The 26,958-nt window shown below is 68.7% G+C and carries 23 protein-coding genes; 13 read left to right on the top strand and 10 right to left on the bottom strand.

Annotation, left to right across the window (positions count from 1 at the left end; genetic code table 11):
* Positions 1 to 29 precede the first annotated feature (29 nt).
* Entirely contained in the window at positions 30 to 317 is a 288-nt protein-coding gene (locus ACM2ZB_RS17655; RefSeq protein ID WP_303636929.1) for a co-chaperone GroES, read from the bottom strand.
* Between the two features lie 322 nt (positions 318 to 639).
* Here ACM2ZB_RS17655 and ACM2ZB_RS17650 point away from each other — a divergent pair, with 322 nt between their 5' ends.
* From ACM2ZB_RS17650 to ACM2ZB_RS17630, 5 genes are all read left to right on the top strand, one after another.
* Entirely contained in the window at positions 640 to 2,442 is a 1,803-nt protein-coding gene (locus tag ACM2ZB_RS17650; RefSeq protein ID WP_416056408.1) for an endonuclease, read from the top strand.
* 67 nt (positions 2,443 to 2,509) lie between these two features.
* The gene (cutA, locus tag ACM2ZB_RS17645; protein ID WP_065198988.1) at positions 2,510 to 2,848 is read left to right on the top strand and encodes a divalent-cation tolerance protein CutA; all 339 of its coding nucleotides are present in this window, start codon (positions 2,510 to 2,512) and stop codon (positions 2,846 to 2,848) included.
* Complete coding sequence (locus tag ACM2ZB_RS17640; protein ID WP_416056407.1) at positions 2,845 to 5,217, top strand: protein-disulfide reductase DsbD domain-containing protein; 2,373 nt, start codon at positions 2,845 to 2,847, stop codon at positions 5,215 to 5,217. The genes cutA and ACM2ZB_RS17640 overlap by 4 nt, the downstream gene beginning before the upstream one ends.
* Entirely contained in the window at positions 5,214 to 5,783 is a 570-nt protein-coding gene (locus ACM2ZB_RS17635) for a TlpA family protein disulfide reductase (protein WP_416056406.1), read from the top strand. Before ACM2ZB_RS17640 ends, ACM2ZB_RS17635 begins: the two co-directional genes overlap by 4 nt.
* A 737-nt stretch (positions 5,784 to 6,520) precedes the next feature.
* Complete coding sequence (locus ACM2ZB_RS17630) at positions 6,521 to 9,046, top strand: PepSY domain-containing protein (RefSeq protein WP_416056405.1); 2,526 nt, start codon at positions 6,521 to 6,523, stop codon at positions 9,044 to 9,046.
* An 86-nt stretch (positions 9,047 to 9,132) separates the two neighbouring features.
* On the opposite strand, the gene ACM2ZB_RS17625 is transcribed toward ACM2ZB_RS17630, so the two are convergent.
* The gene (locus ACM2ZB_RS17625) at positions 9,133 to 11,670 is read right to left on the bottom strand and encodes a methyl-accepting chemotaxis protein (RefSeq protein ID WP_416056404.1); all 2,538 of its coding nucleotides are present in this window, start codon (positions 11,668 to 11,670) and stop codon (positions 9,133 to 9,135) included.
* 205 nt (positions 11,671 to 11,875) lie between these two features.
* Here ACM2ZB_RS17625 and ACM2ZB_RS17620 point away from each other — a divergent pair, with 205 nt between their 5' ends.
* Positions 11,876 to 12,712, top strand: a complete 837-nt coding sequence (locus ACM2ZB_RS17620; protein ID WP_416056403.1) for an arylamine N-acetyltransferase family protein — start codon at positions 11,876 to 11,878, stop codon at positions 12,710 to 12,712.
* Positions 12,713 to 12,790: 78 nt separating this feature from the next.
* Here the strand turns inward: ACM2ZB_RS17620 and ACM2ZB_RS17615 are convergent, their stop codons facing one another.
* The 3 genes from ACM2ZB_RS17615 to ACM2ZB_RS17605 are packed head-to-tail and all read right to left on the bottom strand — an operon-like array spanning position 12,791 to position 14,912.
* Complete coding sequence (locus tag ACM2ZB_RS17615; RefSeq protein ID WP_416056402.1) at positions 12,791 to 13,162, bottom strand: VOC family protein; 372 nt, start codon at positions 13,160 to 13,162, stop codon at positions 12,791 to 12,793.
* Positions 13,163 to 13,179: 17 nt separating this feature from the next.
* On the bottom strand, positions 13,180 to 13,818 hold the full coding sequence (locus ACM2ZB_RS17610) for a response regulator (protein ID WP_416056401.1): 639 nt from the start codon (positions 13,816 to 13,818) through the stop codon (positions 13,180 to 13,182).
* Positions 13,815 to 14,912: a sensor histidine kinase gene (locus ACM2ZB_RS17605; protein ID WP_313440770.1), complete on the bottom strand. Its 1,098-nt coding sequence runs from the start codon at positions 14,910 to 14,912 to the stop codon at positions 13,815 to 13,817. The genes ACM2ZB_RS17610 and ACM2ZB_RS17605 overlap by 4 nt, the downstream gene beginning before the upstream one ends.
* Positions 14,913 to 15,060: 148 nt before the next feature.
* On the opposite strand from ACM2ZB_RS17605, the gene ACM2ZB_RS17600 reads away from it, so the two are divergent.
* The 3 genes from ACM2ZB_RS17600 (at position 15,061) to ACM2ZB_RS17590 (ending at position 17,813) form a co-directional block, all read left to right on the top strand.
* The gene (locus ACM2ZB_RS17600; protein WP_416056400.1) at positions 15,061 to 15,483 is read left to right on the top strand and encodes a DUF2141 domain-containing protein; all 423 of its coding nucleotides are present in this window, start codon (positions 15,061 to 15,063) and stop codon (positions 15,481 to 15,483) included.
* A 26-nt stretch (positions 15,484 to 15,509) separates the two neighbouring features.
* A complete protein-coding gene (locus tag ACM2ZB_RS17595; RefSeq protein ID WP_416056399.1) occupies positions 15,510 to 17,033 on the top strand; it encodes a carotenoid oxygenase family protein in 1,524 nt (507 codons plus the stop codon).
* A gap of 63 nt (positions 17,034 to 17,096) precedes the next feature.
* Positions 17,097 to 17,813 (top strand): transporter substrate-binding domain-containing protein, encoded by a 717-nt coding sequence (locus tag ACM2ZB_RS17590; RefSeq protein WP_416056398.1) that lies wholly within the window; start codon positions 17,097 to 17,099, stop codon positions 17,811 to 17,813.
* Between the two features lie 99 nt (positions 17,814 to 17,912).
* On the opposite strand, the gene ACM2ZB_RS17585 is transcribed toward ACM2ZB_RS17590, so the two are convergent.
* A complete protein-coding gene (locus ACM2ZB_RS17585; RefSeq protein WP_416056397.1) occupies positions 17,913 to 19,472 on the bottom strand; it encodes an alkaline phosphatase in 1,560 nt (519 codons plus the stop codon).
* A 117-nt stretch (positions 19,473 to 19,589) separates the two neighbouring features.
* On the opposite strand from ACM2ZB_RS17585, the gene ACM2ZB_RS17580 reads away from it, so the two are divergent.
* A complete protein-coding gene (locus tag ACM2ZB_RS17580) occupies positions 19,590 to 20,387 on the top strand; it encodes a D-alanyl-D-alanine carboxypeptidase family protein (protein ID WP_416056396.1) in 798 nt (265 codons plus the stop codon).
* Here ACM2ZB_RS17580 and ACM2ZB_RS17575 read toward each other — a convergent pair.
* Entirely contained in the window at positions 20,371 to 20,967 is a 597-nt protein-coding gene (locus ACM2ZB_RS17575) for a TetR/AcrR family transcriptional regulator (protein WP_416056395.1), read from the bottom strand. The genes ACM2ZB_RS17580 and ACM2ZB_RS17575 overlap by 17 nt on opposite strands.
* 17 nt (positions 20,968 to 20,984) lie before the next feature.
* Entirely contained in the window at positions 20,985 to 21,584 is a 600-nt protein-coding gene (locus ACM2ZB_RS17570) for an NAD(P)H-dependent oxidoreductase (protein WP_416056394.1), read from the bottom strand.
* Positions 21,585 to 21,813: 229 nt separating this feature from the next.
* Between ACM2ZB_RS17570 and ACM2ZB_RS17565 the strand changes: the two genes are divergently transcribed.
* The gene (locus tag ACM2ZB_RS17565) at positions 21,814 to 23,865 is read left to right on the top strand and encodes a TonB-dependent receptor domain-containing protein (RefSeq protein ID WP_416056393.1); all 2,052 of its coding nucleotides are present in this window, start codon (positions 21,814 to 21,816) and stop codon (positions 23,863 to 23,865) included.
* Positions 23,866 to 23,977: 112 nt separating this feature from the next.
* Here the strand turns inward: ACM2ZB_RS17565 and ACM2ZB_RS17560 are convergent, their stop codons facing one another.
* Together ACM2ZB_RS17560 and ACM2ZB_RS17555 are read right to left on the bottom strand one after the other, a co-directional pair.
* Positions 23,978 to 24,805, bottom strand: coding sequence for an isocitrate lyase/PEP mutase family protein (locus tag ACM2ZB_RS17560; RefSeq protein WP_416056392.1), 828 nt, complete (start codon positions 24,803 to 24,805; stop codon positions 23,978 to 23,980).
* A 52-nt stretch (positions 24,806 to 24,857) separates the two neighbouring features.
* Positions 24,858 to 25,484, bottom strand: a complete 627-nt coding sequence (locus ACM2ZB_RS17555) for a hypothetical protein (RefSeq protein ID WP_416056391.1) — start codon at positions 25,482 to 25,484, stop codon at positions 24,858 to 24,860.
* On the opposite strand from ACM2ZB_RS17555, the gene ACM2ZB_RS17550 reads away from it, so the two are divergent.
* Together ACM2ZB_RS17550 and aroQ are read left to right on the top strand one after the other, a co-directional pair.
* Positions 25,483 to 26,193: a DOPA 4,5-dioxygenase family protein gene (locus tag ACM2ZB_RS17550; protein WP_416056390.1), complete on the top strand. Its 711-nt coding sequence runs from the start codon at positions 25,483 to 25,485 to the stop codon at positions 26,191 to 26,193. The genes ACM2ZB_RS17555 and ACM2ZB_RS17550 overlap by 2 nt on opposite strands.
* Positions 26,194 to 26,508: 315 nt before the next feature.
* Positions 26,509 to 26,958 (top strand): type II 3-dehydroquinate dehydratase, encoded by a 450-nt coding sequence (aroQ, locus tag ACM2ZB_RS17545; RefSeq protein ID WP_416056389.1) that lies wholly within the window; start codon positions 26,509 to 26,511, stop codon positions 26,956 to 26,958.

The raw sequence follows: 26,958 nt of genomic DNA, 5'->3' as shown, positions 1-26,958 counted from the left end.
GATCAGGTTGAAACAGGTCGCGCCGCGGCTCAGCCGATGACGGCGAGCACGTCGTCTTCGCGCAGGACCTTGTACTCGACGCCTTCGCTCTTGTACGAGCTGCCGGCGTACTGGCCGTAGATGACCTTGTCGCCAACCTTCAGCGACGGAGCGCGCACGGTACCGTTGTCCAGCGGCTTGCCCGGGCCGACGGCCACGACTTCACCCTTGGTGGACTTTTCCTTGGCCGAATCCGGAATGACGATGCCACCGGCGGAGATTTCGTCGGCTTCGATCGGCTTGACCACAACGCGGTCGTGCAGCGGCTTGATGCTCATGAGAGACCTCTTAAGTTATTGATTGGTCTGAAAAAGTCTGGCGATGTTAGCACTCACACAGGGTGACTGCCAAAACCGCGCCTGAAAAAGCCCGACAGGTCGGGAGCAGGACAGAGATGGAGCTGCCCGGTGGCCTTTCAAGCCCCGCCCCGAAAAATTTTTCCAAGGTGCGCTGCGGTGGCGGACAGACGGGCGGACCGCCAGGTTCCCGCAATTTTGGTGAACTGCGTCGCAGTGTCAGATATCTGACGTTCAGTTACGACAAAGTGTCACGCGTTCGGCCTTAGGCTCGCCCGGCATTCCCAATCACAAGGAGTTGTCGATGCGATTGCTGTCCCCGCTCGCCGCCGCCTGCCTGCTGGCGCTGGTCGCCGCGCCGGCCCAGGCCGAGGTCTTCATCAACGAACTGCACTACGACGACAGCACCCCGGCCGGTGACGTCGGCGAAGCCATCGAAGTGGTCGCCACCGCCGGCGAGGACCTGTCCGGCTACCGCCTGTACCTCTACAACGGCGCCAACGCTTCGGCCGCGGTGGTCTACGACAACAAGCCGGTGCCGGCCGGCACCGCCGCTGGTTGCGGCAGCGCCACGATCGCCGTGGTGACCTACCCGACCAACGGCCTGCAGAACGGTCCCAACGACGGCATCGCCCTGGTCGATGCCAGCGGCAAGGTGGTCCAGTTCCTCAGCTACGAGGGCGCCATCACCGCCTCCGGCGGTCCCGCCGCCGGCATGACCAGCCAGAACATCCCGGTGGCCGAGACCAACAGCACCGCGCCGGGCACCTCGCTGCAGCTGACCGGCAGCGGCAGCCAGTACGCGCACTTCACCTGGGCCGAATCGGCCGGCCAGACCTTCGGTCGCTGCAACAACAGCCAGACCTTCACCGGCGGTGGCGGCACCCCGGGCCCGAACACCCCGCCGTCGGTGACCACCACCACCCCGGCCCAGGGCAGCAGCACCTTCCCGGCCGCGGCTGATCTGGAAGTGGTGTTCAGCGAAACGGTCAACCTGGCCACCGGCGCGTTCGCCCTGAGCTGCGGCAAGTCCGGCAGCGTGCCGCTGACCCACCCGGCCAGCGGCCGCAGCGTGAAGCTGTCGACCAACACCGCCCTGGTGGCCGGTGAGGCCTGCCGCTTCGATATCCGCGCTGCGCGCATCACCGACAGCCAGGGTGCACACCCGGCCGCCGACAGCCGCATCGCCTTCACCGTGGCCACCACCACCGGCAACCCGGACCCGGGCAACCCCGGCAACCCCGGCACCCCGGAGGGCTACTACTCCAAGGTGAACACCACCAGCCCCAGCCAGCTGCGCTGCTCGCTGCACGAAACCATCAAGGGCCACACCGCCTACCCGTACAGCGGTTCGGGCACCAGCACCTGGACCATCCTGGAAATTGCCGACGAAGATCCGAACAACAGCGGCAAGATCCTGGACGCCTACCGCAACCACAGCTACACCAAGGTAAGCAGCCGTGCGGGCACGGGCAGCGGCCTGACCTACAACCGCGAGCACACCTGGCCGAACTCGCTGGGCTTTGCCAGCACCACCGGCGACAAGGGCCTGCCGTACGCGCCCTACACCGATACCCACATGCTGTACCTGACCGATGCGCAGTGGAATGCCGACCGCGGCAACAAGCCGTTCGGCAAGTGCGATGCCAACTGCGGCGAGCGCGCCACCGAGGCCAACAACGGCCAGGGCGGCGGCAGCGGCGGCTACCCGGGCAATTCCAACTGGGTGCGCACCCCCGACGGCAACACCGGCACCTTCGAGGTCTGGGGCAAGCGCAAGGGCGACATGGCGCGTGCGGTGATGTACATGGCCATCCGCTATGAGGGCGGCAAGGATGCGGCCACCGGCCAGTCCGAACCGGACCTGGAACTGACCGACGACCGCAGCAAGATCGTCAAGACCAGCAGCTCGCCGGCCTACATGGGCCTGCTGTCGACCCTGATCGACTGGCACCTGTCCGACCCGCCGGATGATGCCGAGCGTGCGCGCAATGACGTGATCTACTCGTTCCAGGGCAACCGCAACCCGTTCATCGACCACCCCGAGTGGGCGACCCCGGGCCTGTTCACCTCCGCCAAGCCGGCCACCTGCCAGCTGGCCAACTGACCGCGCAACGCAGCGGTCCATGCCGCCGCCGGGCCTTGACCCGGCGGCGGCCCTATACTCGGCGGTCATGTCGACCGTCGATCCCGTCCTGCTGTTGCTGACCACCTGCCCGGACCGGGCCAGTGCCGAGCGCATCGCGCACGCGCTGGTCGGCGAGCGGCTGGCGGCGTGCGTGACCCGCCTGGACGGTGCACAGTCGACCTACCGCTGGCAGGGCGAAGTCACCACCGACGCCGAACTGCAGTTGCTGGTGAAGACCACCGCGAGCCGCGTCGACGACGCCATCGCCCGGATCGTCGAACTGCATCCGTATGAACTCCCGGAGTGCATCGCGGTCGAAAGCCGGGCCGGCCTGCCGGCGTATCTGGACTGGATCCGGGCGCAGACCCGGGAGGACACCGATTGATGAAATTGTTTGCCCGTGGCGCCGCGCTGTGTGCCCTGCTGTGGCTGGCCCTGCCCGCCTTCGCCCTGGATGAGAAAGACCTGCTGCCGGTGGACCAGGCGTTCGCGCTGACCGCCACGGCGCCCGAACGGGGCCAGATCCAGCTGCAGTTCAAGATCGCCCCTGGCTATTACCTGTATCGCCACCGCACCAGCGTCAAGGCCGATCCGGCCTTCAACGCCGGCGCGCTGCAGATGCCCAACGGCAACAAGCACCACGACGATTTCTTCGGCGAGGTGGAAACCTACCGCGAGCGGCTGCAGGCCACCCTGCCGGGTGCGCCCACCGATGCGGCCGGCACCATCAGCCTGGAAGTGCGTTACCAGGGCTGCGCCGATGCCGGCGTCTGCTACCCGCCGCAGAAGCGCGTGGTGCAGGTGACCCTGCCCGGCGCCGGTACGGCCGCAGCGGCACCGGCTGCCCGCGCCGCCGGTGCCAGCCCGTTCAACAACCCGCTGGCCGGCACCAGCAGCGGCGGCGGCCTGCGCCTGCCGGGTGCCGCCAGCAACAGCCAGGCCCTGCCCCTGCCGTCGGAACAGGCCTTCGGCTTCGATGCCATCGCCAGCGACGGCAACACCCTGCTGCTGCGCTTCAGCCCCGCACCGGGCTACTACCTCTACCGCGACCGCACGTCGCTGAAGCTGGAAGGCAGTGCCGGCGTGCTGGCCGACAAGCCACGCTGGCCGGCCGCGCAGTCGCACCGCGATGAACACTTCGGCGATGTGTCGGTGTACTTCAACCAGGTGGAAGTGCCGCTGCCGCTGCGCCGCACCCGCACCGAGGCCGTCGACAGCACGCTGGTGGTGACGTTCCAGGGCTGCCAGACCGATGGCATCTGCTACCCGCCGATGACCCGCCGGGTGAAGCTGTCGATTCCGGCCGGCACGCTCACCACCGGTGGCCAGGCCGCTGCCGCCGATGCACCGGCAACGCAAGCCGGTACCGCCGCCAGCACCCGCGAAGGTGCCAACGGCGCGCCGCTGCGCCTGCTGCCGACCGTGCCCAACGATGCACCTGCGGCCACCGCCGAAGCGGCAGTGGGCGCCGATGCCTTCGCCGCCGACGCGCAGCAGGACAACGCACTGCGTACCAAGCCCCCGGGCAGCGTGCCCAAAACCGACAGCTCGCTGCTGTGGGTGCTGCTGCTGGCGCTGGGCGGCGGCCTGGTCCTGAACCTGATGCCGTGCGTGCTGCCGATCCTGTCGCTGAAGGTGCTGAGCCTGGCGCAGAGCGGTGAAAGCGCCGAACGCGCCCGCAGCCATGCCCTGTGGTACACGCTGGGCGTGCTGGTGGCCTTCGCGGTGATCGGCGCGCTGATGGTCGGCCTGCGCATGCTGGGCAATGCCGTCGGCATCGGTTTCCAGCTGCAGCACCCGGGGGTGGTCGCCGCGCTGGCCTACATCATGTTCGCTGTCGGCCTGAGCCTGTCGGGCGTGTTCACCATGGGCGGCGGCATCGGCAACTTCGGCCAGTCGCTGGCCCGCCGCAGCGGCCCGGCCGGCGATTTCTTCACCGGCGTGCTGGCCTGCGTGGTCGGCAGCGCCTGCGTGGGCCCGTTCTTCGGCCCGGCGGTGGCCTATGCCTTCGTCGCACCGCCCATTGCCGCGATGCTGGTGTTCCTGTTCCTGGGCCTGGGCCTGGCGCTGCCGTTCCTGCTGATCGGCTTCGTGCCGGCGCTGGCCCGCCGCCTGCCCAAGCCGGGCCCGTGGATGGAAACGCTGAAGCACGTGCTGGCCTTCCCGATGTATGCCGCCGCACTGTGGCTGCTGTGGGTGCTGGGCAAGCAGCGTGGCGTGGATGGCATGGCACTGGCGCTGGGCGGCCTGCTGCTGCTGACCGGTGGCCTGTGGCTGTTCGAGACCAGCCGCTGGCGCAGCAAGCGCGGCGCCAGCCTGCTGGGCGTGCTGCTGGCCCTGGCGGCGCTGGTTCCGGTATGGGGCGTGACCCAGCTGGCCCCGCCGGCGCGTGCCGCCCAGGCGGCCAGCGACAACGTGGTGGACTACTCGCCGCAGATGCTGGACCGCCTGCGCGCGGACAACCGCGTGGTGTTCGTGAACATGACCGCCGACTGGTGCGTGAGCTGCAAGGCCAATGAACGCGCGGTGCTGTCGCGCCCGGAGTTCAAGGAACTGCTCAAGCGCACCAACGCGGTCTACATGCGTGGCGACTACACCAACGTGGACCCGCAGATCACCGCCTTCCTGGATGAACACAAGGCCGTGGGCGTGCCCCTGTACGTGGTCTACGGCCCGGGCGCACCGCCCACCGTGCTGCCGACCCTGCTGACCCAGGCGCTGGTGGAAGAAGCGCTGCTGCGCACCGCCCGATGAAGTGGCAACGGCCCGCACTGCTGTGGACAGCGGTGCTGGCCGCCGGCCTGGGCCTTTGGGCCGGCCACCGCCTGGCGCCGGCCCCGCCCGCGCCGGTCGCGGCCCCGGCACCGGCCGCAGTGGCGACACCGGCCGCCCTGCCCGCCTTGAACGCGGGCGATGCCCTGCCCGCGCTGGTGCTGCCCGACCTGCACGGGCAACCCCTGGATCTGCGCGAACGCTTCAGCGGCCGCCCCCTGCTGGTGAATGTCTGGGCCAGCTGGTGCGGACCCTGCATCGAGGAAATGCCCGAGCTGGCCCGTTTCGCCGATCAACAGGGCGAAGGCGGCGTACAGGTGCTGGGCCTGGCCCTGGACACTTCGCAAGCGGTGGCTGATTTCCTGCGGCAGGTGCCGGTGGATTACCCGATCGTGCTGGACACCCCGGGCCCGCGTGATGCCAGCGTAGCGCTGGGCAATGCGCAGGGGCTGCTGCCGTACAGCGTGCTGTTCGATGCGCAGGGGCGGATGGTGAAGGCCAAGCTCGGGCCGTTCGAGCCGGGTGAGATTGCAGGCTGGGTGAAGTGAGGGTGTGTTTGCAGGGCTTGCAGCCCTGCACCTGCAGAAGCAACAGCAACAGCTGGCATTCCGTGGGATGGCGGGGCGGTGTGGGCTTGCAGGACACGCCGTAAACCCCCCTCCGGGGTCCGGCCCAGCCGCTGGCGGCTGTGCGTTCGGGCGCTTGCGAAGCAGTGCTTCGCAAGCAAAGCGCCCTCACCCATGGGGGCTCGTAGGCGCCATCCATGGCGCCTGCGGTCCTGCAAGCCCACACCACCCCACCCCTGACAGATTCCTGCGGCGGTTGGTAACGGCGGCTGTTGGTACGCGCGGTTGTTGGTAGGTGTCGACCTTGGTCGACACGATTTTTCTGTCAGATATCGAATTGAATATTGAATCCAGGCTCGGAGCCTGTTGCGCAGCAACGGGATCCGCCCCCTCGCCGTTGTGACAGATTGCGGAAAACTGTCGAAGGCGGGGTGGGTCCGGTTGAGGGGGCGTGAGCCGCATGGATGCGGCGACCGAGCTTACAGGGACGTACTTGCAGCGTCCCCCTCAACCGGACCCACCCCGCCAACCCACAGGAAACCCGCTTCTGCCGTTGCTCCGGCTCTGGCCGTTGCCGTTGCATTGAGCGGGTTCAGGGCTGCAAGCCCTGCAACAAACCCCTCCTTGACCGTAGCCCATCAGCCCCCGGAGAATTACGGATTAATTCTCATTTGCTGTTGCGCAGGATGCCGGCGGCAGCCTCGACGGCCCCCTCCCCGATGTTCAAGAACGTCCTGTTCCAACTGCACTGGCTGCTGGGCATCACGGCCGGCACCGTCCTGGCCCTGATGGGCCTCAGCGGCGCCACGCTGTCCTTCGAGGATGAGCTGCTGCGCGCGGCCAATCCCGGCTTCGCCGCCATCGCCGAACACCACGCCGAAGGCCAGCAGCCGCTGCCCCTGAGCGAGCTGGTGCCGCTGCTGAAGGCCGGCACCGACCGGCCGCTGCAACGCCTGCGCGTGGATGCCACCGGCCAGCGGCCATCGGTCGCGCGCTTCGCCGGCGGCAAGGACCACTGGGTCTATTTCGATCCCTACAGCGGCGAGCGCTTCAGCCGCCTGCGCGGCCAGGCGTTCTTCGATTTCGTCGAAGACCTGCACCGGCACATGGTGGCCGGCGAGCGCGGCAAGCTGATCACCGGCAGCTGCGCGATCGCATTGCTGTTCTTCACCCTGTCCGGCCTTTACCTGCGCTGGCCCCGCCGCTGGTGGCACTGGCGCAGCTGGTGGGTGGTGGAATGGAAGCGCAGCGGCCGCAGCTTCCTGTGGAGCCTGCATTCGGTCATCGGCACCTGGGTGCTGCTGATCTACCTGATGAGCGCGCTGACCGGCCTGTGGTGGTCGTTCGACTGGTACCGCAGCGCGGCCAATGCGGCGCTGGGCGTGGTGCCGGCAGCCAAGCACAAGGTGGCCGCCGACGCCGCACTGGACCTGCGCCGTGTCGAAACCCGCCTGTACGCGCAGCCGGGCGTGCGCACCGGCTTCATCGATCTGCGCCTGCCGGAAAAGCCCGGCCAGGCCTTGAACGTGCGGGTGATGTCCGGGGATCCGGCACAGCGTGGCGGGCATCACGACCGCGCGCACGATCTGCTGCAGCTGGACCCGGCCAGTGGTGCCATCCTCGATGCACGCCCCTATGAACGCCAGGGGGTCGGCGGGCAGCTGGCCACCAGCATGTTCGCGCTGCATTCGGGCAGCTACTTCGGCATGCCCGGGCGCGTGGTGGTGATGCTCAGCAGCCTGGCCATGTGCCTGTTCTTCATCACCGGCTGGATGCTGTACCTGGACCGCAGGCGCAGCCAGCGGGCCGCGCGTGCGCTGCGGCAGACCCTGCCCGGCACGGTGGCCAGCGGGGAAGGCACGCCGTGGCGGGTGATCCACGCCAGCCAGAGCGGGCTGGCCGAGCAGCTGGCCTGGCGTGCGGCTGCACAGCTGCAGGCGGCCGGCCATCCGGTGCAGGTATTGCCGCTGTCCAGGGTGACGGCAGCGCTGCTGCAGGACACGCCGCAGGCGCTGTTCGTGCTGAGCACCTTCGGTGATGGCGAACCGCCGGACAGCGCGCGCCGCCTGGCGCGCCAGCTGTTGGCGCAGGACGCGGACCTGTCCGGCCTGCGCCATGGCGTGCTCGCCCTGGGAGATCGCCAGTACCCGCACTTCTGCGCGTTTGGTGCGCAGGTGGACGCGTGGCTGGCACGCAACGGTGCGCAGGCGCTGTTCGCGCGCATCGATGTGGATGCCGCCTCGGTGGTGGCACTGCGCCAGTGGCAACGCGAACTGGGTGCACTGACCGGCATCGCCACCGATGACAGCGTGCTGCCACCGGCCACGCAGATGCACGACTGGCAGCTGCTGGCACGCGAGCAGCTCAACCCCGGCAGCCTGGGCGGAGCGATCTGGAAGATCCGCCTGGCGCCGCCGGCCGACACCGCCTGGCAGGCCGGTGACATCCTGCACATCGCACCCCGCAACGACGTGCAACGCAGCGCCGCCGTGCTGGAAGCCCACGGCGTGGATCCGCTGCAGCCGCTGCGGGTCGACGCGGGCACCCGCACCCTTCTGCAACTGGCCAGCGAACGCCTGCTGCCCAACGAGGGCGCAGCGTTGCCGGTGCAGGACGCCGCGCTGTGGCTGGCCGGCCTGCCTACGCTGCCAGGCCGCGAGTATTCCATCGCCTCGTGCGCGGCCGATGGCGCCGTGGAACTGGTGGTGCGGCTGGTGCATGACGCCGCCGGGCGGCCCGGCCTGGGGTCGGGCTGGCTGGCCCTGCATGCGCCGCTGGGCAGCAGCATTGCCGCTCGCGTGCACCGCAACCCGGGTTTCCATCGGCAGGCCGGCACGCCCATGGTGCTGGTCGGCAACGGTACCGGCATCGCCGGCCTGCGCAGCCTGCTGCGCGAAGCAGCCCAGCACGGCGAACACGGCCATTGGCTGCTGTTCGGCGAGCGCCAGCGCGCGCACGACCAGCTGTTTGCCGATGAGATCGAGCAGTGGCAGGCCGATGGCCACCTGGCCCGCGTGGACCTGGCGTTCTCGCGCGATGCCGACGGCGGCGGCTACGTGCAGCACCGCCTGCAGGCCGCGACCGGAGAACTGCAGGCGTGGCTGGCACGCGGCGCGGTGATCCACGTGTGTGGTTCACTGCAGGGCATGGCCGAAGGCGTGGACCAGGTACTGCGCGCGGCACTGGGTGATGAAGCGGTGGAAGCGCTGCTGGAGAACGGGCGCTACCGGCGCGACGTGTATTGAGTTCGCTCGCCGGGCATGGCCCGGCGCTACCCGTCATTGGGTTCAAAGGTAGCGCCGGGCCATGCCCGGCGAAGGCGATCAGGCCATCACGCCGCCACGCGCGGGCGCCGCTCGGGCTGTAGACGGAACGCCGATACGGCTTCGGTCAGGGCCTGCACCTGCGCCTGCATCTGTGCCGTCGATGCCCCGGCCTCTTCCACCAGGCTGGCATTGCGCTGGGTGCTCGATTCCATCTGCACGATGGTCTGGTTCACCTGCGCGATGCCGGCATGCTGGTCCTGCGAGGCGCTGCGGATGCCGGTCAGCAGCTCAGCCAGCTGCTGCACGCTGCCGACGATCTCGCCCATGGTGGTGCCGGCCTGCTCGGCCTGCACGTTGCCCTGGCCGACGCGCGCTACCGAATCCTCGATCAGCCCCTTGATCTGCTTGGCCGCATCCGCGCTGCGCTGGGCCAGCAGCCGTACTTCCGAGGCCACCACCGCGAAGCTGCGACCCTGTTCGCCGGCGCGCGCAGCTTCCACTGCGGCATTCAGCGCCAGGATGTTGGTCTGAAAGGCGATGCCATCGATCAACTGGGTGATGTCGCCGATGCGACGTGAGGCCGCACTGATGCCGTGCATGGTCGCGACCACCTGGCCAACCGCCTGGCCACCACGCGCGGCCACGGCGGCCGCGCCCTGTACCAGGGCATCGGCGCGGCCGGCGGCATCGGCATTGCGGCCAACGGTGTCGGTCAGTTCGTGCATGGACGCCGCCGTTTCTTCCAGGTTGGCCGCCTGCTGCTCGGTGCGCTGGGACAGGTCGTGGTGGCCGGCAACGATCTCGCCCACGCCCACATCCAGCCGCGCGGTGGCCTGCTGGATGCGGGTGACGATGCGGCCGAGCTGGCCGACGGTGGCGTTGGCGTCGTCGCGCATGCGCGCGAACACGCCCTGCAGCTCGCCTTCCATGCGCACGCTCAGGTCGCCCCGCGCCAGTGCGGCCAGCAAGGTCTGAAGGTCGCCCAGGTTGGTTTCGAAGGTGGCCAGCAGATGGTTGATGCTGGTGGAGAGCGTGCGCACGAAGCCCTGTTTGCCCTCCAGCGCGATGCGGCCGTGCAGATCGCCGTGTGCGGCGGCATCGACCAGCGCGGCCACTTCGGTTTCCAGCAGGGTTTCCAGCGCACGACTACGCCACTCCACCGCCACGCCAAGGAACTGCCCGTCATCGACGATGGCATTGGCGATGAGCTGGTAGCGTACGCCGAGATGACTGATCTCGCGTTCTTCGCGGCGGCGCGCACCCGCCAGGCTGGACATGGCCGGGTGCAGGCGCAGCGCGTCACTGCCCAGCAGTGCATCGGCCGGCACGGCCAGCTGCTGCAGCAGGGCGGGATTGGCATAGGCCACCAGGCCGTCGGCATCGATCACCATCAACCCGGTCTGCGCGCTGTCCAGCGCCTGGCGCACGCGGGTGTTGCCACGGGCCACCGCGCGCTCCTGCTCGATGCGCGCACGCAGCCGCTGCTGCATGTCGACCAGGCGCTGTGCCAGCTGCCCGATCTCGTCGTTGGCGTTGTGCACGCGCAGCGTGGTGTCCAGCCGATCATCGGCGATGTCGCTGGCGAAACGCAGGGTGTCCTGGATCGGCCGGCGTACCGCACGCAGCACCAGTACCAGGCTGGTGATCAGCACCCCGGCCACCAGCGCCAGGGTGGTGGCGAACAGCACGCTCATGGTGCGCGCACCGGCCTGCTGGCGTGCCTGGGCCTGCGACAGCGCAGCCACCTGCGCCTGCTGGAAGGCGGCGAGCGCCGGGGCGACGCCGGCTGCCGTATCCAGCAACGACTGTGCTTCCACGTCCAGGCCTACGCGTGCAGCGGTATACCCCAGCAACGCGGCTTGATAGGCATCCATCGCGGCCCGCACGCTTTCCTGCGCCTCGGCCGGCAGGCCGGCAAGGGCCAGATCGAAGGGCAGCTTCTCCTCGCTGGCACGATCGGCATGGGTGGAATCGCCATCCAGCAGCAACAGGGCCTCCTGCCGGCGCATCTTCTGTACGTGCAGCTCCAGCGCCGGCCGCTGCAGCGCCTCCACCTGCGCCTGCAGCGTGTCGGCCGCCTGCTGCAGCTGTGCGCCCAGCCCGGCGTCACCACGGCCCATTTCATCCACGCGCTCGAACAGCGCGGCGATGCCCTGGGAGAACGCATCGACCGATTCGGCCAACGATTGCAGCGCCTTGCGCCGGCTGGCATCCATCGGCATCGCGCGCAGCGCCTGCAGGTCGCGCTTCAGCTCCTGCTGGGTCGCCAGCAGCTGGCTGCGGTCGGCATCATCGAAACTGCGCGCATACTGTGTCTGCAGCCGCCGTGCTTCGGCCACGCGGGTGGCCAGCGCCGCTGCCAGATCACTGCCGCGCTGGTAGCTGGCCTGACTGCGCGCCGCCTGCGCGCTGGTATGCCCGGTCCAGGCATACACGCCGGCAATGGCCACCAGGCCCAGGCCGCAGACCCACAGGGTGGCCTTCAGCTTGTTGGCTACGCTGAGCCGGTGTGGCTGCAGCCACAGCAGCAGGCCAGGGAACACCGAGCGCACGCCCTCCAGGTGGGTGCGCAGGGACCGGAGGCGAGGGACCACGGTCGACATGACAGACTCCAGGCAGAATGACGCATCGGTATCGGCCTGGCTGAGCGGGACTTTAGGATTATTTTCGACCCTGCCGGGTGGCCCCCGGCGGTCGCGGCCTTTGTACCGGCCGCAGGCGACCGGGGGATGACACCGGCGCGCCGGCCTTGACCTCAACCCCGGTTGCGGTTGCACAGTGGGCGTCCGCCCCTGCCCCCGCACCGCCATGGCCCCCTTGGATATCCCCCGCTACCTGCAGCGCCTGCAGCTGGACGCCGCGCCACCCACCACCCTGGAAGGGCTGACCCTGCTGCAGCAGCGGCACAACGCCCTGCTGCCGTTCGAAACGATCACCAGCCTGCTGCGCGATGCGGTGCAGATCGATCTGGACAGCGTGCAGCACAAGCTTCTGCAGGCGCAGCGCGGCGGCTACTGCTTCGAACTGAATGGCGCCTTCCTGGCCTTGCTGCAGGCGCTGGGCTTCGAGGCGCAGGCGCTCAGTGCGCGGGTGCTGCTGTCGGCCGGCGCAGGTGAACTGACCCCGCGCACGCATCTGTTGATCCGGGTCACGCTGGAGGGTGAGGACTGGCTGGTGGATACCGGCTTCGGCAGCCTGACCCCGACCGTGCCCCTGCGACTGCGGGAAACGGCTGCGCAGGACACGCCGCAAGAGTGCTATCGGCTGCAGCGGCTGGAGGACGGTGATTTCCTGCTGGCGGCCAGCAGCGGCGACGACTGGCGGGCTCTGTACCGCTTCGACCTGCACGCCCCGGCGCCGGTCGATAACGAGGTGGGCAACTGGTATGTGTGCACGCACCCGCATTCCAGTTTCCCGGGCCAGCTGCGCGCATCCCTGACCGGGCCGGACTGGCGCCGCACCCTCGGCAGCGGCAACTACACCCAGTACCGGGCGGGCCAGGCGCCGGACAAGCGGGCGCTGCGCGATGTGGCCGATGTACGGCAGGTGCTGCAGGAGGGCTTTGGCATACGGTTGCCGGACGATCGGCGGCTGGATCCGGCCATTGCCGATTGGTTGCAGCGGTGGCAGACCACGGCGGTGTAGAGCCGAGCCCATGCTCGGCTGCTTTTCGAAAAGCGCGATCAAAGCCAGCCGAGCATGGGCTCGGCCCTACAGAGGGGGTCAGGCCACTATCGGGGCCTGCACGGCAATGCGGTTGCCTTCGCTGTCGGCAATTTCCGCCACATGCCATTGGCCAGCCTGGGCGGGACCGAACCGCAATGCGGCGCCGGCCTGCAGCGCGCAGGCCAGGCTGGTATCGAGATCCTCCACGCCAATGTAGATGCGCGCGCCCTGCTCGGAAGGGCGGTAATCCGCGCCGTGGACCAGGGCGATGCTGGCGCCGGCCGCGTCGTCCTCGAACGGCAGATAGGCCATCAGGCAGTCATGCACGGCCACCGGGGCTTCAATCCGGAGCTGCAGCCACTGCTGGTAGAACGCGATGGCACGGGCCAGATCGGCCACCGGAATCTCGACATGCATGACAGGGTTCATCGACACACCACACCACCTCAGATGATGCGCAGGGTAATGGCTTTGAGCACCGCGCGGGTGCGGTCGCGGGTACCGAGCTTGTCGAGGATGGTGGACACGTAGTTCTTCACCGTGCCTTCGGCCAGGAACAGGCTGCGCGCGATTTCCTTGTTGCTGTAGCCACCGGCCAGCAGGCGCAGGATCGCCACTTCACGTTCGCCGAAGGTATCGCTGGGCGGCGCGTCATCGTGGAAGCGGTAGCGCGAGCGCACCGCGTCGGTGCTGACCGGCAGCAGCAGGGTTTCGCCCGCCGCTACCCGTTCGATCGCTTCGCGCAGGTCGGCCGGCGCGGCATCCTTCAGCAGGAAACCCTGCGCACCGGCCTCGCTGGCACGCAACAACAGGTCGCTTTCATCGAAGGTGGTCAGCAGCAGGCAGGGTGTGGCATCGCCGCGCGCACGCAGCTGACGCAGAGCCTCGATGCCATCCAGCCCCGGCATGCGGATATCGCTGAGCACCACGTCCACCGTCTGCGTGGCCAACGCGTCCAGCAGCGCCTGGCCGTCTTCAGCCTCAAGCACCACCTGCACGCCCAGCCCGTGCAGCAGCGCACGCAGACCGGCGCGGACCAGGGCCTGGTCATCGGCCAGCGCCACCCGGATCGGTGTGCCGCTCATGCCGGCAACCGCGCGATCAGGTGCATGCCACCGTGTTCGGTACGGGCCAGTTCCAGCCGCCCGTGCACATCGGCCAGGCGCTCGCGCATGCCGGCGATGCCGTTGCCCTCGCGGATGCGCTCGGCACGCTGGCCGTCGTCGCGGATATCGATACGCAACTGGGAATCCTCTTCGCTCATGGTCAACCACACGGTATCGGCATCGCCGTGCCGGGCGGCATTGGTCAGGGCTTCCTGCACCAGCCGCAGCACGGTCTCGGCCATGCGCGGGTCGGTCACCCGCACGCCTTCGCCGATCTGCAGCTGCAGGCGCGGGCGCGGGAACGGCGCGGCCAGCGCGTGCAGGGCGGTGTCCAGGTCCAGGCCGCGGTCATCGCGCATGGACTGCACGACCTGGCGGATGTCGGCCAGCAGTTCGCCGGACAGCTGTTCGGCGGTATGCAGGCCCTCGCGCCCGGCCAGGGTGGGATCGGCGGCCAGTGCACGCAGATTGAGGCGCATGGCGGTGAGCTTGTGCCCGGCCACGTCGTGCAGCTCGCGCGCCAGGCGCAAGCGCTCGGCATCGCGGGCGCTGTCGGCCAGCAGGGCACGGGTGGCCAGCAGATCGGCATTGACCCGGGCCAGCTCGTCGCGGGCCAGCGCCGTACTGCGCGCATAGTGCGCGGTGAGCGCGGCGAAGGCCTGGAAGCCGCCATACAGCAGCACCACCAGCAGCGGCTGGCTGAAGCCACTGTGCCGCAGCACGGCATACAGGCCCACGTTGGCCAGCAGGGCCAGGGCCACCACGAACCGCGGCGGCCAGTGCTCGGCCAGCTGCGCGATCAGCACCACCAGCAGCACCGGCGCGGTTCCGGTACGCGGTTCCAGCGCCGCCACGGCCAGGGCCAACAGCGCCTGCAGCACCGCGGCGATGGCGCGCAGGCCATGCCGGGTGGGCAACCGCGCATGCACCACGAACAGCAGCAGGAAGGCGCCGAGCACGGTCCAGCGCAGGCCCACGCCCGGCCGACCACCGAACGACAGGCCGACCACCAGCACGGTGACCACGCCGGCAAGGCTGAGCGGACGCAACAGATGGCGGAGCAGGCTGGGCATGGGCGCATGCTGCCGGTCGCCGTGCCCGGCCGGCAATGGGTCCGGCGCAGAAAGTGACTTCTGGCACGTCGAATCGATGACCACTGGCCCTGAACCCCACCCGCGGCTCGCCGCAGACTGGCCCCACTCCTCGACCGGAACCGCCGCCATGACACGCACTGCCCTGACCTGCTCCCTGCTCGCCGGCCTGCTGCTGGCCGGTACCGCCCACGCCGCCGACCTGACCGTGAACGTGCACGACATCCGCGCCCAGAGCGGTACCCTGCGCGCCGCGCTGGTGTCCTCCGAGGAGGCGTGGAACGGCAAGGCTGCGCCAGTGCAGGCGCAGCAGACCCGCCCGCAGGGCGACAGCCTGCACTTCACTTTCAAGGATCTGCCGGCCGGCAACTACGCCGTGCTGCTGACCCACGACGAGAACGACAACGGCAAGCTCGACACCAACCTGGTCGGCATGCCGGTGGAAGGCTATGGCTTCAGCAACAATCCGCAGGTGATGCGCAAGCCGACGTTCGAGGAGGCGCGCTTCACGGTGCCGGCGGCCGGTACCGCCATCGACATCACCCTGCGCTGATTTTCCTTCCTGCACCGAGGCCCGCCATGGATCGCCGCCGCTTCCTCCGTACCCTGATCACCAGCACCGCCGGCCTGGCGCTGGGCGCCACCGCCCTGCGCAGCGCCCCGGCCTTCGCCAACGACCCGGCGCAGTTCGCCCAGGGCCTGCAGGCGCATCCGTGGCTGATGGGCTGGCGCGGGGTGAGCAGCGAGACACTGGGCCCGGCCACGGTGCAGTTGCAGGGCCGGCTGCCCGCTGGCCTGGCCGGCACCCTGTACCGCAACGGCCCGGCCTGGAGCGAGCGCGGCAACCTGCGCTACGACCACTGGTTCGACGGCGACGGCATGGTCCACGGCTGGCACTTCAACGGCGATGGCAGCCTGACCCATCGCGCACGCATGGTGGCCACGCCCAAGTTCACACGCGAACAGAAAGCCGGGCGCTTCCTCTACCCCGCCGCCGGCACCAGCGTCCCCAATGCGCAGGCCGTGCGCAACAACGACGACGCCAACGTGGCCAACACCTCGGTGATGTCACTCAATGGGCGCCTGTTCGCGCTGTGCGAATCCGGCTCGGCGTTCGAGGTGCATCCCGATTCTCTGGAAACCATCGGCCCGGTGACCTGGCGCCCGGACCTGGCGGCCCTGCCGTTCTCGGCGCACCCGCTGGTGGACCGCGACGGCAGCATCTGGAACTTCGGCTCGATCAGCCTGATGGGCGGGGCCGGCTTGCTGGTCTGGCACATCGGCAAGGACGGCCAGCTGATCAGCGCCGATGTGATCGCCACGCCCGGCCGCGGCTACCTGCATGCCTTCAGCATGACCGACCAGCATCTGGTGTTCGTCCTGGCGCCGTTCGACTTCAACGAGAGCGGCGGCAGCTTCTTCGAACGCATGCAGTTCGCACCGCAGCGCGCGGCCAACATCGCAGTGGTGTCCAAGGATGCGCCGGACAAGGCGCAGTGGCTGGAGGCCCCGTTCGCGGCGATCTACCACTTCGGCGATGCCTACCGGACCCGGGATGGCATCGCGCTGCGCGCGGTGCGCCGCGACAACATGGACGAGGCCCGTTCGCCGATGAAGGAAGCGATGGCCGGTGACGGCGCCCATGCGACCAACGGCCACAGCAGCCTGGTCGAGCTGCAGCTGGACCTGCGCCGTGGCAAGGCACGGTGGCAGGACACCGGCATCAGCACGGTGGAGTTCCCGCTGTTCGACCCGCGCACGCCCGACCGCCGCGCTGCCCGCCTGTATGCGCCCACGGTGGAGGGTGCGGCCAGCACGCCGTACTTCAATGCGGTCGCCGCCTTCGACGTGGAGCGCGGGCATCGCCAGGTGTGGCGCTATGGCAGCGACATCATGGCCGAGGAACACGTATTCGTGCCCCGCCCCGGCAGCCGCAACCCGGATGATGGCTGGCTGGTCGGCACCCTGCTGGATCCGGTGAACAAGCGCAGTGGCATCGCAGTGCTGGACGCGCGCCACGTGCAGGACGGCCCGCTGGCGCAGGGCTGGCTGCCGTATGCGGTACCGCTGGGCTTCCACGGCACGTTCGCTGCGCAGGGCTGAGCGCACGCGGCACGCACGCCGCCGGTGGCATGCTGGAGCTCCCCGTGTTCTCCGGAGTGCCCCATGCCGCTGTCCGATCATCGCGCTGCGCTCGCACCCCACGGTCACCTGCGCGTGGCGATCAACCTGGGCAACCCGGTACTGGCCCAGGGCGATGCGCGTTCGCCGCGTGGCCCTTCGGTGGAACTGGCCACGACGCTGGCGCAGCGGCTGGGCGTGCAGGCGCGCTTCACCTGCCACGACGCCGCCGCATCGGTGGTGGCCGCCGCTGCCGAAGATGGATGGGATCTGGCCTTTCTGGCGGTGGATCCGGCGCGCGCCGACCGCATCGCTTTCAGTGCGCCCTATGTGGAGATTGAAGGCACCTACCTGGTGCGTGCAGACAGCGCGGCACGCACGGTGGTCGACCTGGACCGCGAAGGCGTTCGCATCGCCGTGGGCCGCGGTGCGGCCTACGACCTGTTCCTGAGCCGTGAAATGAAGCACGCGCGGATTGAACGTGCCGACACCTCGGCGGCGGCCATCGAACTGTTCGACCAGCAGCGGCTGGATGCGGCGGCCGGGGTGCGCCAGCCGTTGCAGGCGTGGGCCGGGGCGCATGCAGGCCATCGCGTGCTGGCGGACCGCTTCACCGCCATCCAGCAGGCCGTGGCCGCGCCGGCCTCGCGCCCGGCGGAGGCGCTGCAGGCGCTGTTTGCGGAAGTGGAAACGATCAAGCAGGGGCCGCTGCTGGCCGAGGCGTTCGCGCGCGCCGGGCAGGCGGTGACGCTCGTGCGGTAAGGGCGCTGCCTTCTGTAGAGCCGAGCCTGTGCTCGGCTGCCGTGTGCAAGGTTCCCGCGAAAGACAGCCGAGCATAGGCCCGGCTCTACCGTGGTTGGATCAGCGCTGCAGGGCGTCCTGCACGGCCTTGGCCACATCGGTGTTGTCGATGTAGCTGCCGTCGTTCCAGCGCACGTGCTGGCGGTAACCGGCATCCACGCCGCGCACGCGCTGGCCCAGCAGTTCAGCGCCGTTACCCTTGGCCCACAGCGGCACCAGGCCGTTGGAATGGTTGCCGGTGGGGCGGAAGCTCATGCCGGGCATCTGCCCACGACCGTTGTTGCGCACCGGCTCGAAGGCCACCTGCTGCGCGTTCGGGCCCATCGGCATGCTGTTGTCGTGGTCGGTGGTGACGATCAGCAGATTGCGTTCCCAGCCACCGTTCTGCTCGATCCACGCCACCACTGCCGACACCGCGTCGTTGAACTCGACCGTCTCCTCGATCAGCCGGCCGTACTGCGGCTGGTCGGTGCAGGCGCCGTAGTGCCACTCGGTACCGCAGGCGCTGGTGTGGGCGGCCCAGTCGGTGGCACCGCCTTCCACCATCAGGAAAAGGCCCTGCGGCGAGCGCTGCTGCAGGAAGCGCAGCGCGCCGCGGGTCATGGTCGCCAGATCCGGCACGCTGTCGATCTTCTTGACCCCCGAAGGCGTGGCGGCATCGCGCCCGACTACGGGCAGCTGGCGCGCCTGCTGCAGGGTGTTGGCCACGCGCGGCACGCCGATCAGCGGGCGGTCGGCCGGCAGGCGGCCGTCGGCCAGCGCGGCGAAATCTTCCTTGCTGCGGATCAGGCGCCAGGCGCCGGCCGGATTGTTGCCCACCGGGATGCCCGCTTCCAGATGCTGCCAATCCTGCTGCGACACCCATTCCCACGGGTTCTGGCAGCCTTCGGCAGCGGTCTTGTCCATGCCGTCCACGCAGGGCTTGCCATCGACGCTGTAGCCCGGGCCACCGGTGCCCATCACCAGATCCATGTGGCCCTGGGCCAGCATCTGGTGTGCGATCTGGTGGTAGCTGTTGCGCGATTCGCTCTGCGCGGCGAAGGCCGCAGGCGTGGCGTGCGGGAACGGCACCGAGGTGACCACGCCGGTGGCCATGCCCAGCGCCTTGGCGCGCAGGGTGTTGAACTCGACCGGCTGGCCATCGTTGTTGTAGTTGATGGCGTTGTTGTAGGTCTTTACCCCGGACGACAGCGCGGTGCCGGCCGCGGCACTGTCGGTCGCAACGGCGGCCAGGTACTGGTAAGCGACGAACGGCAGATCCTGAGCCGGCACGGCAGTGGTGTCCCAGGCCTTGGCGGCGTCGTAGCCGATGCGCTGCGAGTCATCGCGGGTGGGTTGGCCACTGGCGTTCAACGGGAAGGTGGTCACGGCCAGGCGCTGCGGGAAACCGGCATAGGGCGCGCCTTCGCGGCTACCGTACTGCCAGTACGCGGCAGCGTCCCAGGTACCCCAGCCGGCGCCATCGTTGATCATCACGATGACATTGTGCGGGCGCGCTTCGGTGGTCGCAGCGGTGGTCGCCTGCGCATCGGGGCGCGCATTGGGCTGGCAGCCGGTGAGTGCGGCCAGCGCAGCCAGGATCGACGGGCACAGCCAGCGTCGCGCGAGGGGTCGGGTCATGGGCATTCCTGCAATGCGAGAGGCGGCGACACCGCCAACAGCGGCACGTTATATCATTGCAATGTTGCAGATTCGTGCGGCTTTTCCGCCCGCGTGCTGCGCGCTATCGTGTTGATGATGTCCTCGCCTGCTTCGCCGATACCGGCACTTTCCTCGATCACCCTCGATGCCGCCACGCTGCAGATCCTGCAGCAGCACGACGCCGTTGCGCCGCGTGCGCCCGCTTCGCTGACCAAGCTGATGACCGCGTTCGTGGCTTATGAAGCCGTCGCACGCGGTGACCATGCGTGGACGGACAATACAGCCATCGATGTGCGTGACGTGCATGAAGTAGCCGACGATGAAACGCGGATGGGACTCGTGCCCGGCGAGCGTGTCACCCTGGGCCATCTGCTGGAAGGCCTGATGGTCGTGTCCGGCAACGATGCGGCGTTGGCGCTGGCCCGCCATCTCGCCGGTTCGCAGGCCACCTATGTGCAGCGGATGAACGATGCGGCCGCAACCTTGGGGCTGCGCGATACCCACTTCGTCTCGGTCTCGGGCATCACCACGCCGGGCCATGTATCGACCGCGCACGACATGGCGATGCTGGCCGCACGCCTGCTGGCCGATCATCCACAGGTGCTGGCCATCACTGCACAGCGCCATTTCAGCCACGGCACGTTCTGCAGGGACAACCAGAACACCCTGCTGGGCAGCGACGGCGTCGATGGGCTGAAGACCGGTTACACGCGTGCGGCCGGCTTCTGCCTGGCGGCGACCGCACGGCGCGGGAGCGAAGACGCGGTGCAGCGGCTGATCAACATCACCCTGGGCGCGCCCAGCCGTGAGCTGCGCAATGCCTGGGTGCAGCAGTGCCTGCAGGAAGGTTTCAGGCGCCTGCAGGCAGAGGCGGGCGTCAGCGCGCGCGGCTGACGATGTCGACAATCATCTGCTGCAGTTCCGCTTCCGCCGCCGGCTGCAGCAGCGCGCCGGCAGCCACCGCTTCGGACAAGGCCTCGGCCGCACCCAGGATCGCCCAGCGCCCGGCCACCGGCACATCGCCGCCATCGGCGAACGGGCCCAGCCACTGCGCGCACTGGTCGACGAAGTCCTGCTGGTAGCGGTGGCGCACATCACGCAGCTCGGGTGAGCCAGCCAACGCAGCGAGGATCGCCTGGATATCGCTGCCCTGCGACAGCACACAGTCGATGTAGCCCGAAGCAATGGCCTGTGCGCGCTCACGCAGCTGGGCAGGCGCCGCGCCGATGCGCGCATCGAACACGGCGGTCTGTCGCTGGTCGTAATCCGCGTAGAGCGCGGCCAGCAGGCCATTGCGGGTGATGAAGTGATCGTAGGCCACCGGCTTGGTCACCCCGGCCGCTTCGGCCAGCCGCCCCAGGGTGAGCGCATCGGTGCCCTCCTCGCCCACCAGGGTCCAGGCCACGTCCAGCAGCTGGCGGCCACGCTGTTCGCGCGACATCCGGCGGCGGGTGGGCGTGGCGGCGGTGGACATGCAGTGGCTCTACATCATCAGGCAGGTGTGCCTATGGTACGGCCGATGTCAGTGGCGGTCTGCAGATGCGCCTGCGCCTGTGCCTGCCCGCTGTCTGCATCCAGCAGCAGGGTGGACGAACGCACGCGGGCGCCGCAGTAATCGAAGATGCCCATGTCGATCTGCGTCTTCATCGCCGCGCCGTAGCCGCGGCGTTGGATCATGTCCGCACCGGCACCGCCGATGCCGACCAGGTGCACCTGCAACCGCTGCAGTTTCTTCTCCACCTTGCCGTCGGTGCCATCTGCATAGGCCCAGCCCTGGGTGAACACGCGGTCGATCCAGCCCTTCAGCAGCGCCGGGAACGACCACCAGTACAGCGGGTAGACCAGCACCAGGGTGTCGGCTGCATCCAGACGGGCGTGCTCGGCAGCGACATCGGCCGGCACCGCGCCGGTCTGCCGGAACAGGCCGATGTCATCGGCGTTGAAGCGCGGATCGAAGCCCTCGGCGGCCAGATCGGCCAGGACCACCGTGTTGCTGGCCGCTGCAGCGGCGATGGCATGGCCGATGCGCGCGGCCACCGCATGGGTGAGCGCGGCGGGATCAGGATGGGCGGTGACGATCAGACTACGCATGGAAGAGTCTCCGATTTCATTAGCTACCAATAGTAACTAGTGAATCCCGATCTACCAGTGCAGCGCGCAGGACGCTGTTTTCGCCTGCGCGGGGCGTGCTCGCCCATTACGCCATGTGTCACTTCGCATCAAATGCGAATGATTCGTGATACGATTGTTAAGGATTGTTGAAACCCCCACACGGACGTCCCAGCCATCGCCAGTGGACCCTCACCAGGAGTACTGCGCGATGTCGCACACCGTTTTCAGTTCCCGCCGTTCCGTTGCCGCCCTTGCCGCCGCCATCGGCCTCGCCCTTGCCACCACCGCCCACGCCGATGCTTCGGCTGATGCGTCGTCGGCCAAGCAGATGGACACCGTGGTGGTCACCGCCACCGGCGCCCAGCAGTGGATCAAGGATGCACCGGCCAGCATCAGCGTGATCAGCCGCGAGGAGATCGAGCGCAAGCCGGTCACCAGCATAGGCCAGCTGTTGAGCACCGTGCCGGGCGTGACCGGTGGCTATGCCCTGAGCGGCGCGCAGTCGAAGATCCGCCTGCGCGGCCTGCCCGAGCAGTACACGCTGATCCTGATCGACGGCCGCCGCCAGGGCAATTCGTCCGGCGTGAACTACCGCGACGACCTGGGTCCGCAGGATCTGAACTGGCTGTCGCCGGACATGATCGAACGCATCGAAGTGGTGCGCGGTCCGATGTCCTCGCTGTACGGTTCGGATGCGATGGGTGGCGTGATCAACATCATCACCCGCAAGATCGCCGACCACTGGGGCGGCTCGGTCACCCTCAACCACAGCATGCCCGACGCGTCCACGCGCGGTGACACCACGCAGATGGGCGCGCTGTTCAGCGGCCCGCTGACCGAGAACCTGGGCGTGCGCATCGGCGCCAACGTGACCGACCGCAAATCCGATCGCCTGGAAGGCCAGACCCCCGGCAGCAAGGCGGAGAATGCCAACCTGCAGTTCCACTGGCGCCTCAACGACGACCACGCGCTGACCGTGGAAGGCTCGCGCGGCGTGCAGCGCAACACCGGCACCGGCGATGTCTATGCCTGGGGCCTGTCCAAGCTGGTGCAGACCGGGTACGTGGTGGGCCACGACGGTCGCTACGGCGATACCACCACGTCCAAGACCACGCTGGTGCAGAACGACTACAAGGACAAGGGCAGCGCGGTGGGCAACCACTCGAAGGAAACGGTGTTCGATACCGCCTTCACCACCGGCTTCCATTGGGGCTTCGAGCACAGCCTGAACGTGGGCGGCCAGTGGAAGCGCGAGCAGCTGCAGAACAGCGACACCATCGGCACGGTGCCGGTGACCTGGACCGGCAGCAGCCGCATCAGCCCGACCAGCGAAGCGGACTCGTGGGCGCTGTTCGCCGAAGACCACATCACCCTGCACGAGCGCTTCGTGCTGACCCTGGGCGTGCGCTGGGACAACACCGACAACTACGACGACAACGTCAGTCCGCGCATCTACGGCGTGTGGCACCCGGCGGATGCATGGACCGTGCGCGGCGGCGTGTCCAAGGGCTTCCGCGCGCCCAACCTGAAGCAGGGCACGGCCGGTGCCGCGACCCAGTCCGGTGGTCGCGGCTGCGGCAGCCTGACGCCGGAAGGCTGGAACAGCCGCCTGGTCAGCGCCGACGGCACCACCGGCTGCTACATGGCCGGCAACCCCAACCTGGAACCGGAAACCAGCACCAACTACGAGCTGGGCGTGGGCTTCGACCAGAACGGCTGGTCGGCGTCGGCCACCTACTTCCTGACCAACTTCGACGACAAGATCGAGCAGGTGCCGCTGCGCGACATTCCCGGCCAGACCACCAGCTTCGTCAACGGCTTCTGGTGGACGGTGGCGCAGAACATCCAGAAGGCGCGCACCCGCGGCGTGGAAGCCAGCGTGACCGTGCCGCTGCACGAACGCCTGAGCTGGACCACCAACGCCACGCGCATGCTGGAGTCGAAGAACCGCACCACCGGTGCCAGCCTGCTGGTGGTGCCGAAGATCACCGCCAACACGTCGTTGAACTGGGATGTCACCGATGCGTGGTCGCTGAATCTGAGCGCGCAGCATATCGGCGAACAGCTGGTGTCTTCGTCCAGTGCGACCTTCGCCAAGGCCTACACCACGGTTGACCTGGTGACCGGTTATGACGTGAACGAGAACCTGACCCTGCGCGCGGGAGTGCTGAACCTGGGCGATGTGTCCACCCTGGAAGAAGGCAACAACTACGACGGCGGTGCACGTACGTTCTTCATCGGCGCGACCGCGCGGTTCTGAGGAAGCATCGGGGTCGGATCCCTTCGAAGAAGGGCTCTGACCCCAGAGGCGCGCATCCATCCACGCTTGGCGTGGATCTACTGAGCAAAGCGCGCTGCCCCCCCTTCTTGCGTCAGCGGAACAGGTCGTTCAATGCCGCACCGGACGCGGCCTGCTCCAGCCCATCGAAGCGGCCGCCGCGCAGGATCGGATCGGTGGCCTGCATCAGGCCGCCCCAGGCGGCACGCGCCAGTGCGCCGCCCAGGCTGACCCGGCGCACGCCCAGTTCGGCAATCTCCTGCAGTGTCAGCGGCGTCGGCCCACCCACCAGCAGATTCACCGGCGTGGACCCGGCGGCACTCACCACGGCACGGATCTGCTCGCGGGTGGTGATGCCCGGCGCGTACAGCACGTCGGCACCGGCCGCGGCGTAGGCGCGCAGCCTTTGCAGGGTGTCTTCAAGGTCGTGCACGCCCACGAAGAAGTTCTCTGCGCGCCCCACCAGCAGTACATCGGCACCGGCGCGATCAATCGCCGCCCGCGCGGCCGCCAGGCGCTGCACGGCTTCCTGCAACGGCCGCAGCGGCGCCCCTGCCACACCACTGGCATCTTCAATGGACAACGCGGCGATGCAGGTGCCCAGCGCGGCCGTCACCGCCTCGCCCACCGCATCCGGCGTCGCACCGAAACCATCGCCGAAGTCCGCGTTCAACGGCAGGGACGTCGCGCCCGCCATCAGGCGAAGGTGTTCCAGCGTGGCTTCCAGCGAAACGGCGCCATCGGGCCGGCCCTCGCTCCACGCGCAGCCGGCACTGGTGGTGGCCAGCGCCTGGAAGCCCTGCCGCTGCAGATAGCGCGCACTGCCCACGTCCCATGGGTTGGGCAGCACGAAGCAGCCCTGGGCGTGCAGCTGGCGGAAGGCGGCGCGCTTGCGGGCGGTATCGGCATCAACAGCGGTCATGGCGAGGGTCCGGTGTGGGGCCCAGCCACCCTAGCCCGGCCGCGAGCGCGACTCAACGTGGCAGCCCCGGGACCAGGCCAGTGTGCTCGCGCAGCGTCCGCTCGATCACCGTGCGGCTCATCCGGTCGGACAGGAACACCCGATGATCGACGCCGGCATGATCGCGCAGGCTCAGTGCGCCTTCACCCTCCACCGTGACGAAACCGTAGCTTGCAATGGCCTGCCAGGGCAGGAGCAGAATGCTCTCGCCCTTGTTGATGACGATGCCATTCGGTTCGTGATCGACCTTGCGCGGAGTGAGCCAGTTCAAGGTGTAGGCCAGCAATGCGATTGCGGGCCCCATGCCGACGCAGATCGCCAGCGACAGGGCGATATCACTCGCACTGCGTTCCCGGGTGAGCAGCGTCACCGCCCCGAGGACAGCGAAAGATCCGCTCACCCCCAGCGCGGTTTTCAGTACCCCCCACTGGAAAGGGTTGAATCGCGACTGGTGCCGCAGTCCCAGCAGCCAGGGTTCACGCCACTTCATCGATAGGCCACGTCCGTTGTGCAGTCGCACGTTGTAGCGCACCGCGGCGACGCCCGGAAGATGCGCGGCATCACCTGATGCCTGCTGCTTATTGGACGGTGCAGCCACCATCGCCGAGCGTGGCGGCTCTGCCACCAGGACGCAGGCCATGCCGCCGCACACCCCCGCCCCACCTTTCGACACGGCTGAAGACGCGCATTGGGCCGACCTGCTCTCCCCCGCGCGCCGGCGCCTGATCGCCTCGGCTGGGGCGGTCGCAGGCGGGCTGGCCGCTGCCAGTACGGCCAGCGCCGCGCCCAACACCACCGAACCCGGCCGACCCGGCTTCCGCCCCATCGTGCCGCCGCCGGCCCAGGGCCACAGCCCCTGGGGCCAGGACACGGCCGCCGAAGCGACGCCGCGCCCGGCCAGCGTGCGCCCGGGCGAGTCGCCGCTGCCCGGCCGGCCACGCGCCTATACCGCCATCAAGAGCTACCACGCACATATCTATTTCGACGAAGACAGTTACCAGAAGGCCGCCCTGCTGCGACGCTGGGTGGCCGAGCGCTTCCCGGTGGAGCTGGGCAACTGGAACCTGGAACCGCGCGGCCCGCACGTCACGCCCTCTTTCTACTTTGGTTTCAACAACGATCTGCTGCCGGTGCTGGTGCCGTGGCTGCAGCTCAACAGCCTGGGCCTGACCATCCTCATCCACCCGAACACGGGCGATGGCCGCGCCGACCATCTGCACTACGCCCTGTGGGTGAACCGCGCGCAGCCGGTGAACGCCTACAACTGGCCGGCGCCCAGGCCGGGCGAGAGCGAGCCCTTGGAAGAGGTGTTCCCGAACGTGGTGCCGACGGTGCCGCTGGAGACGTGAGCGCGGAGCGCGGTCATCCACGCATGGCGTGGATCTACCGGACGTGGGGGCGGGGGCAGCCATCCACGCATGGCGTGGATCTACCGGGCGCGGCAGCGGCCATCCACGCATGGCGTCGATCTACGCCATCGTCGGCCTACGTGCGGGCATCCCCGCCGCCAAGGCGTTCAGCGCGCCTTGATCCGGCGCCACCCATACGGCCGCAAGCGCTTTCACGACTTTCAAACGATCGCTTTAAACACCTGCAATTTCGCCGAACTGGACAGCATCCGCAGGTTCCGCCAGACTGCCGCCCTTTCCCGTTGATCGGACTCCATGGCGAAGCTGCTGGTCCTGCATGGCCCCAACCTCAACCTGCTCGGCACCCGCGAGCCGGAGGTCTATGGGCACACCACGCTGGCCGACATCGACCAGGCCTTGGCCGCCCAGGCGGGCACCGCCGGCCACGCCGTGGAAAGCCTGCAGTCCAACGCCGAACACGTGCTCGTGGACCGTGTGCAGGCCGCACGCAGCGACGGTACCACGTTCATCCTGATCAACCCGGCCGCCTTCACCCACACCTCGGTCGCCCTGCGCGATGCGCTGGCGGCGGTGGCCGTGCCGTTCATCGAGATCCACCTGTCCAACCCGCACACCCGCGAACCGTTCCGCCAGCACAGCTATTTCAGTGACAAGGCGGTGGGCGTGGTGTGTGGCTTCGGCGCCGACAGCTACCGTTACGCGATGGACGCGGCGCTGGCTCGCGTGCAGGCGGCGGGAGCGTGA

This window comes from Stenotrophomonas maltophilia (assembly GCF_047782825.1).
Taxonomy (GTDB): Bacteria; Pseudomonadota; Gammaproteobacteria; order Xanthomonadales; family Xanthomonadaceae; genus Stenotrophomonas.
This window is presented reverse-complemented; position numbering and strand designations above follow the sequence as displayed.

Coding starts and splice junctions, on each gene's coding strand:
- ACM2ZB_RS17655 (WP_303636929.1), bottom strand. CDS start 317: ATGAGCATCAAGCCGCTGCACGACCGCGTTGTGGTCAAGCCGATCGAA.
- ACM2ZB_RS17650 (WP_416056408.1), top strand. CDS start 640: ATGCGATTGCTGTCCCCGCTCGCCGCCGCCTGCCTGCTGGCGCTGGTC.
- cutA (WP_065198988.1), top strand. CDS start 2,510: ATGTCGACCGTCGATCCCGTCCTGCTGTTGCTGACCACCTGCCCGGAC.
- ACM2ZB_RS17635 (WP_416056406.1), top strand. CDS start 5,214: ATGAAGTGGCAACGGCCCGCACTGCTGTGGACAGCGGTGCTGGCCGCC.
- ACM2ZB_RS17630 (WP_416056405.1), top strand. CDS start 6,521: ATGTTCAAGAACGTCCTGTTCCAACTGCACTGGCTGCTGGGCATCACG.
- ACM2ZB_RS17625 (WP_416056404.1), bottom strand. CDS start 11,670: ATGTCGACCGTGGTCCCTCGCCTCCGGTCCCTGCGCACCCACCTGGAG.
- ACM2ZB_RS17620 (WP_416056403.1), top strand. CDS start 11,876: ATGGCCCCCTTGGATATCCCCCGCTACCTGCAGCGCCTGCAGCTGGAC.
- ACM2ZB_RS17615 (WP_416056402.1), bottom strand. CDS start 13,162: ATGAACCCTGTCATGCATGTCGAGATTCCGGTGGCCGATCTGGCCCGT.
- ACM2ZB_RS17610 (WP_416056401.1), bottom strand. CDS start 13,818: ATGAGCGGCACACCGATCCGGGTGGCGCTGGCCGATGACCAGGCCCTG.
- ACM2ZB_RS17605 (WP_313440770.1), bottom strand. CDS start 14,912: ATGCCCAGCCTGCTCCGCCATCTGTTGCGTCCGCTCAGCCTTGCCGGC.
- ACM2ZB_RS17600 (WP_416056400.1), top strand. CDS start 15,061: ATGACACGCACTGCCCTGACCTGCTCCCTGCTCGCCGGCCTGCTGCTG.
- ACM2ZB_RS17595 (WP_416056399.1), top strand. CDS start 15,510: ATGGATCGCCGCCGCTTCCTCCGTACCCTGATCACCAGCACCGCCGGC.
- ACM2ZB_RS17590 (WP_416056398.1), top strand. CDS start 17,097: ATGCCGCTGTCCGATCATCGCGCTGCGCTCGCACCCCACGGTCACCTG.
- ACM2ZB_RS17585 (WP_416056397.1), bottom strand. CDS start 19,472: ATGACCCGACCCCTCGCGCGACGCTGGCTGTGCCCGTCGATCCTGGCT.
- ACM2ZB_RS17580 (WP_416056396.1), top strand. CDS start 19,590: ATGTCCTCGCCTGCTTCGCCGATACCGGCACTTTCCTCGATCACCCTC.
- ACM2ZB_RS17575 (WP_416056395.1), bottom strand. CDS start 20,967: ATGTCCACCGCCGCCACGCCCACCCGCCGCCGGATGTCGCGCGAACAG.
- ACM2ZB_RS17570 (WP_416056394.1), bottom strand. CDS start 21,584: ATGCGTAGTCTGATCGTCACCGCCCATCCTGATCCCGCCGCGCTCACC.
- ACM2ZB_RS17565 (WP_416056393.1), top strand. CDS start 21,814: ATGTCGCACACCGTTTTCAGTTCCCGCCGTTCCGTTGCCGCCCTTGCC.
- ACM2ZB_RS17560 (WP_416056392.1), bottom strand. CDS start 24,805: ATGACCGCTGTTGATGCCGATACCGCCCGCAAGCGCGCCGCCTTCCGC.
- ACM2ZB_RS17550 (WP_416056390.1), top strand. CDS start 25,483: ATGCCGCCGCACACCCCCGCCCCACCTTTCGACACGGCTGAAGACGCG.
- ACM2ZB_RS17555 (WP_416056391.1), bottom strand. CDS start 25,484: ATGGCCTGCGTCCTGGTGGCAGAGCCGCCACGCTCGGCGATGGTGGCT.
- aroQ (WP_416056389.1), top strand. CDS start 26,509: ATGGCGAAGCTGCTGGTCCTGCATGGCCCCAACCTCAACCTGCTCGGC.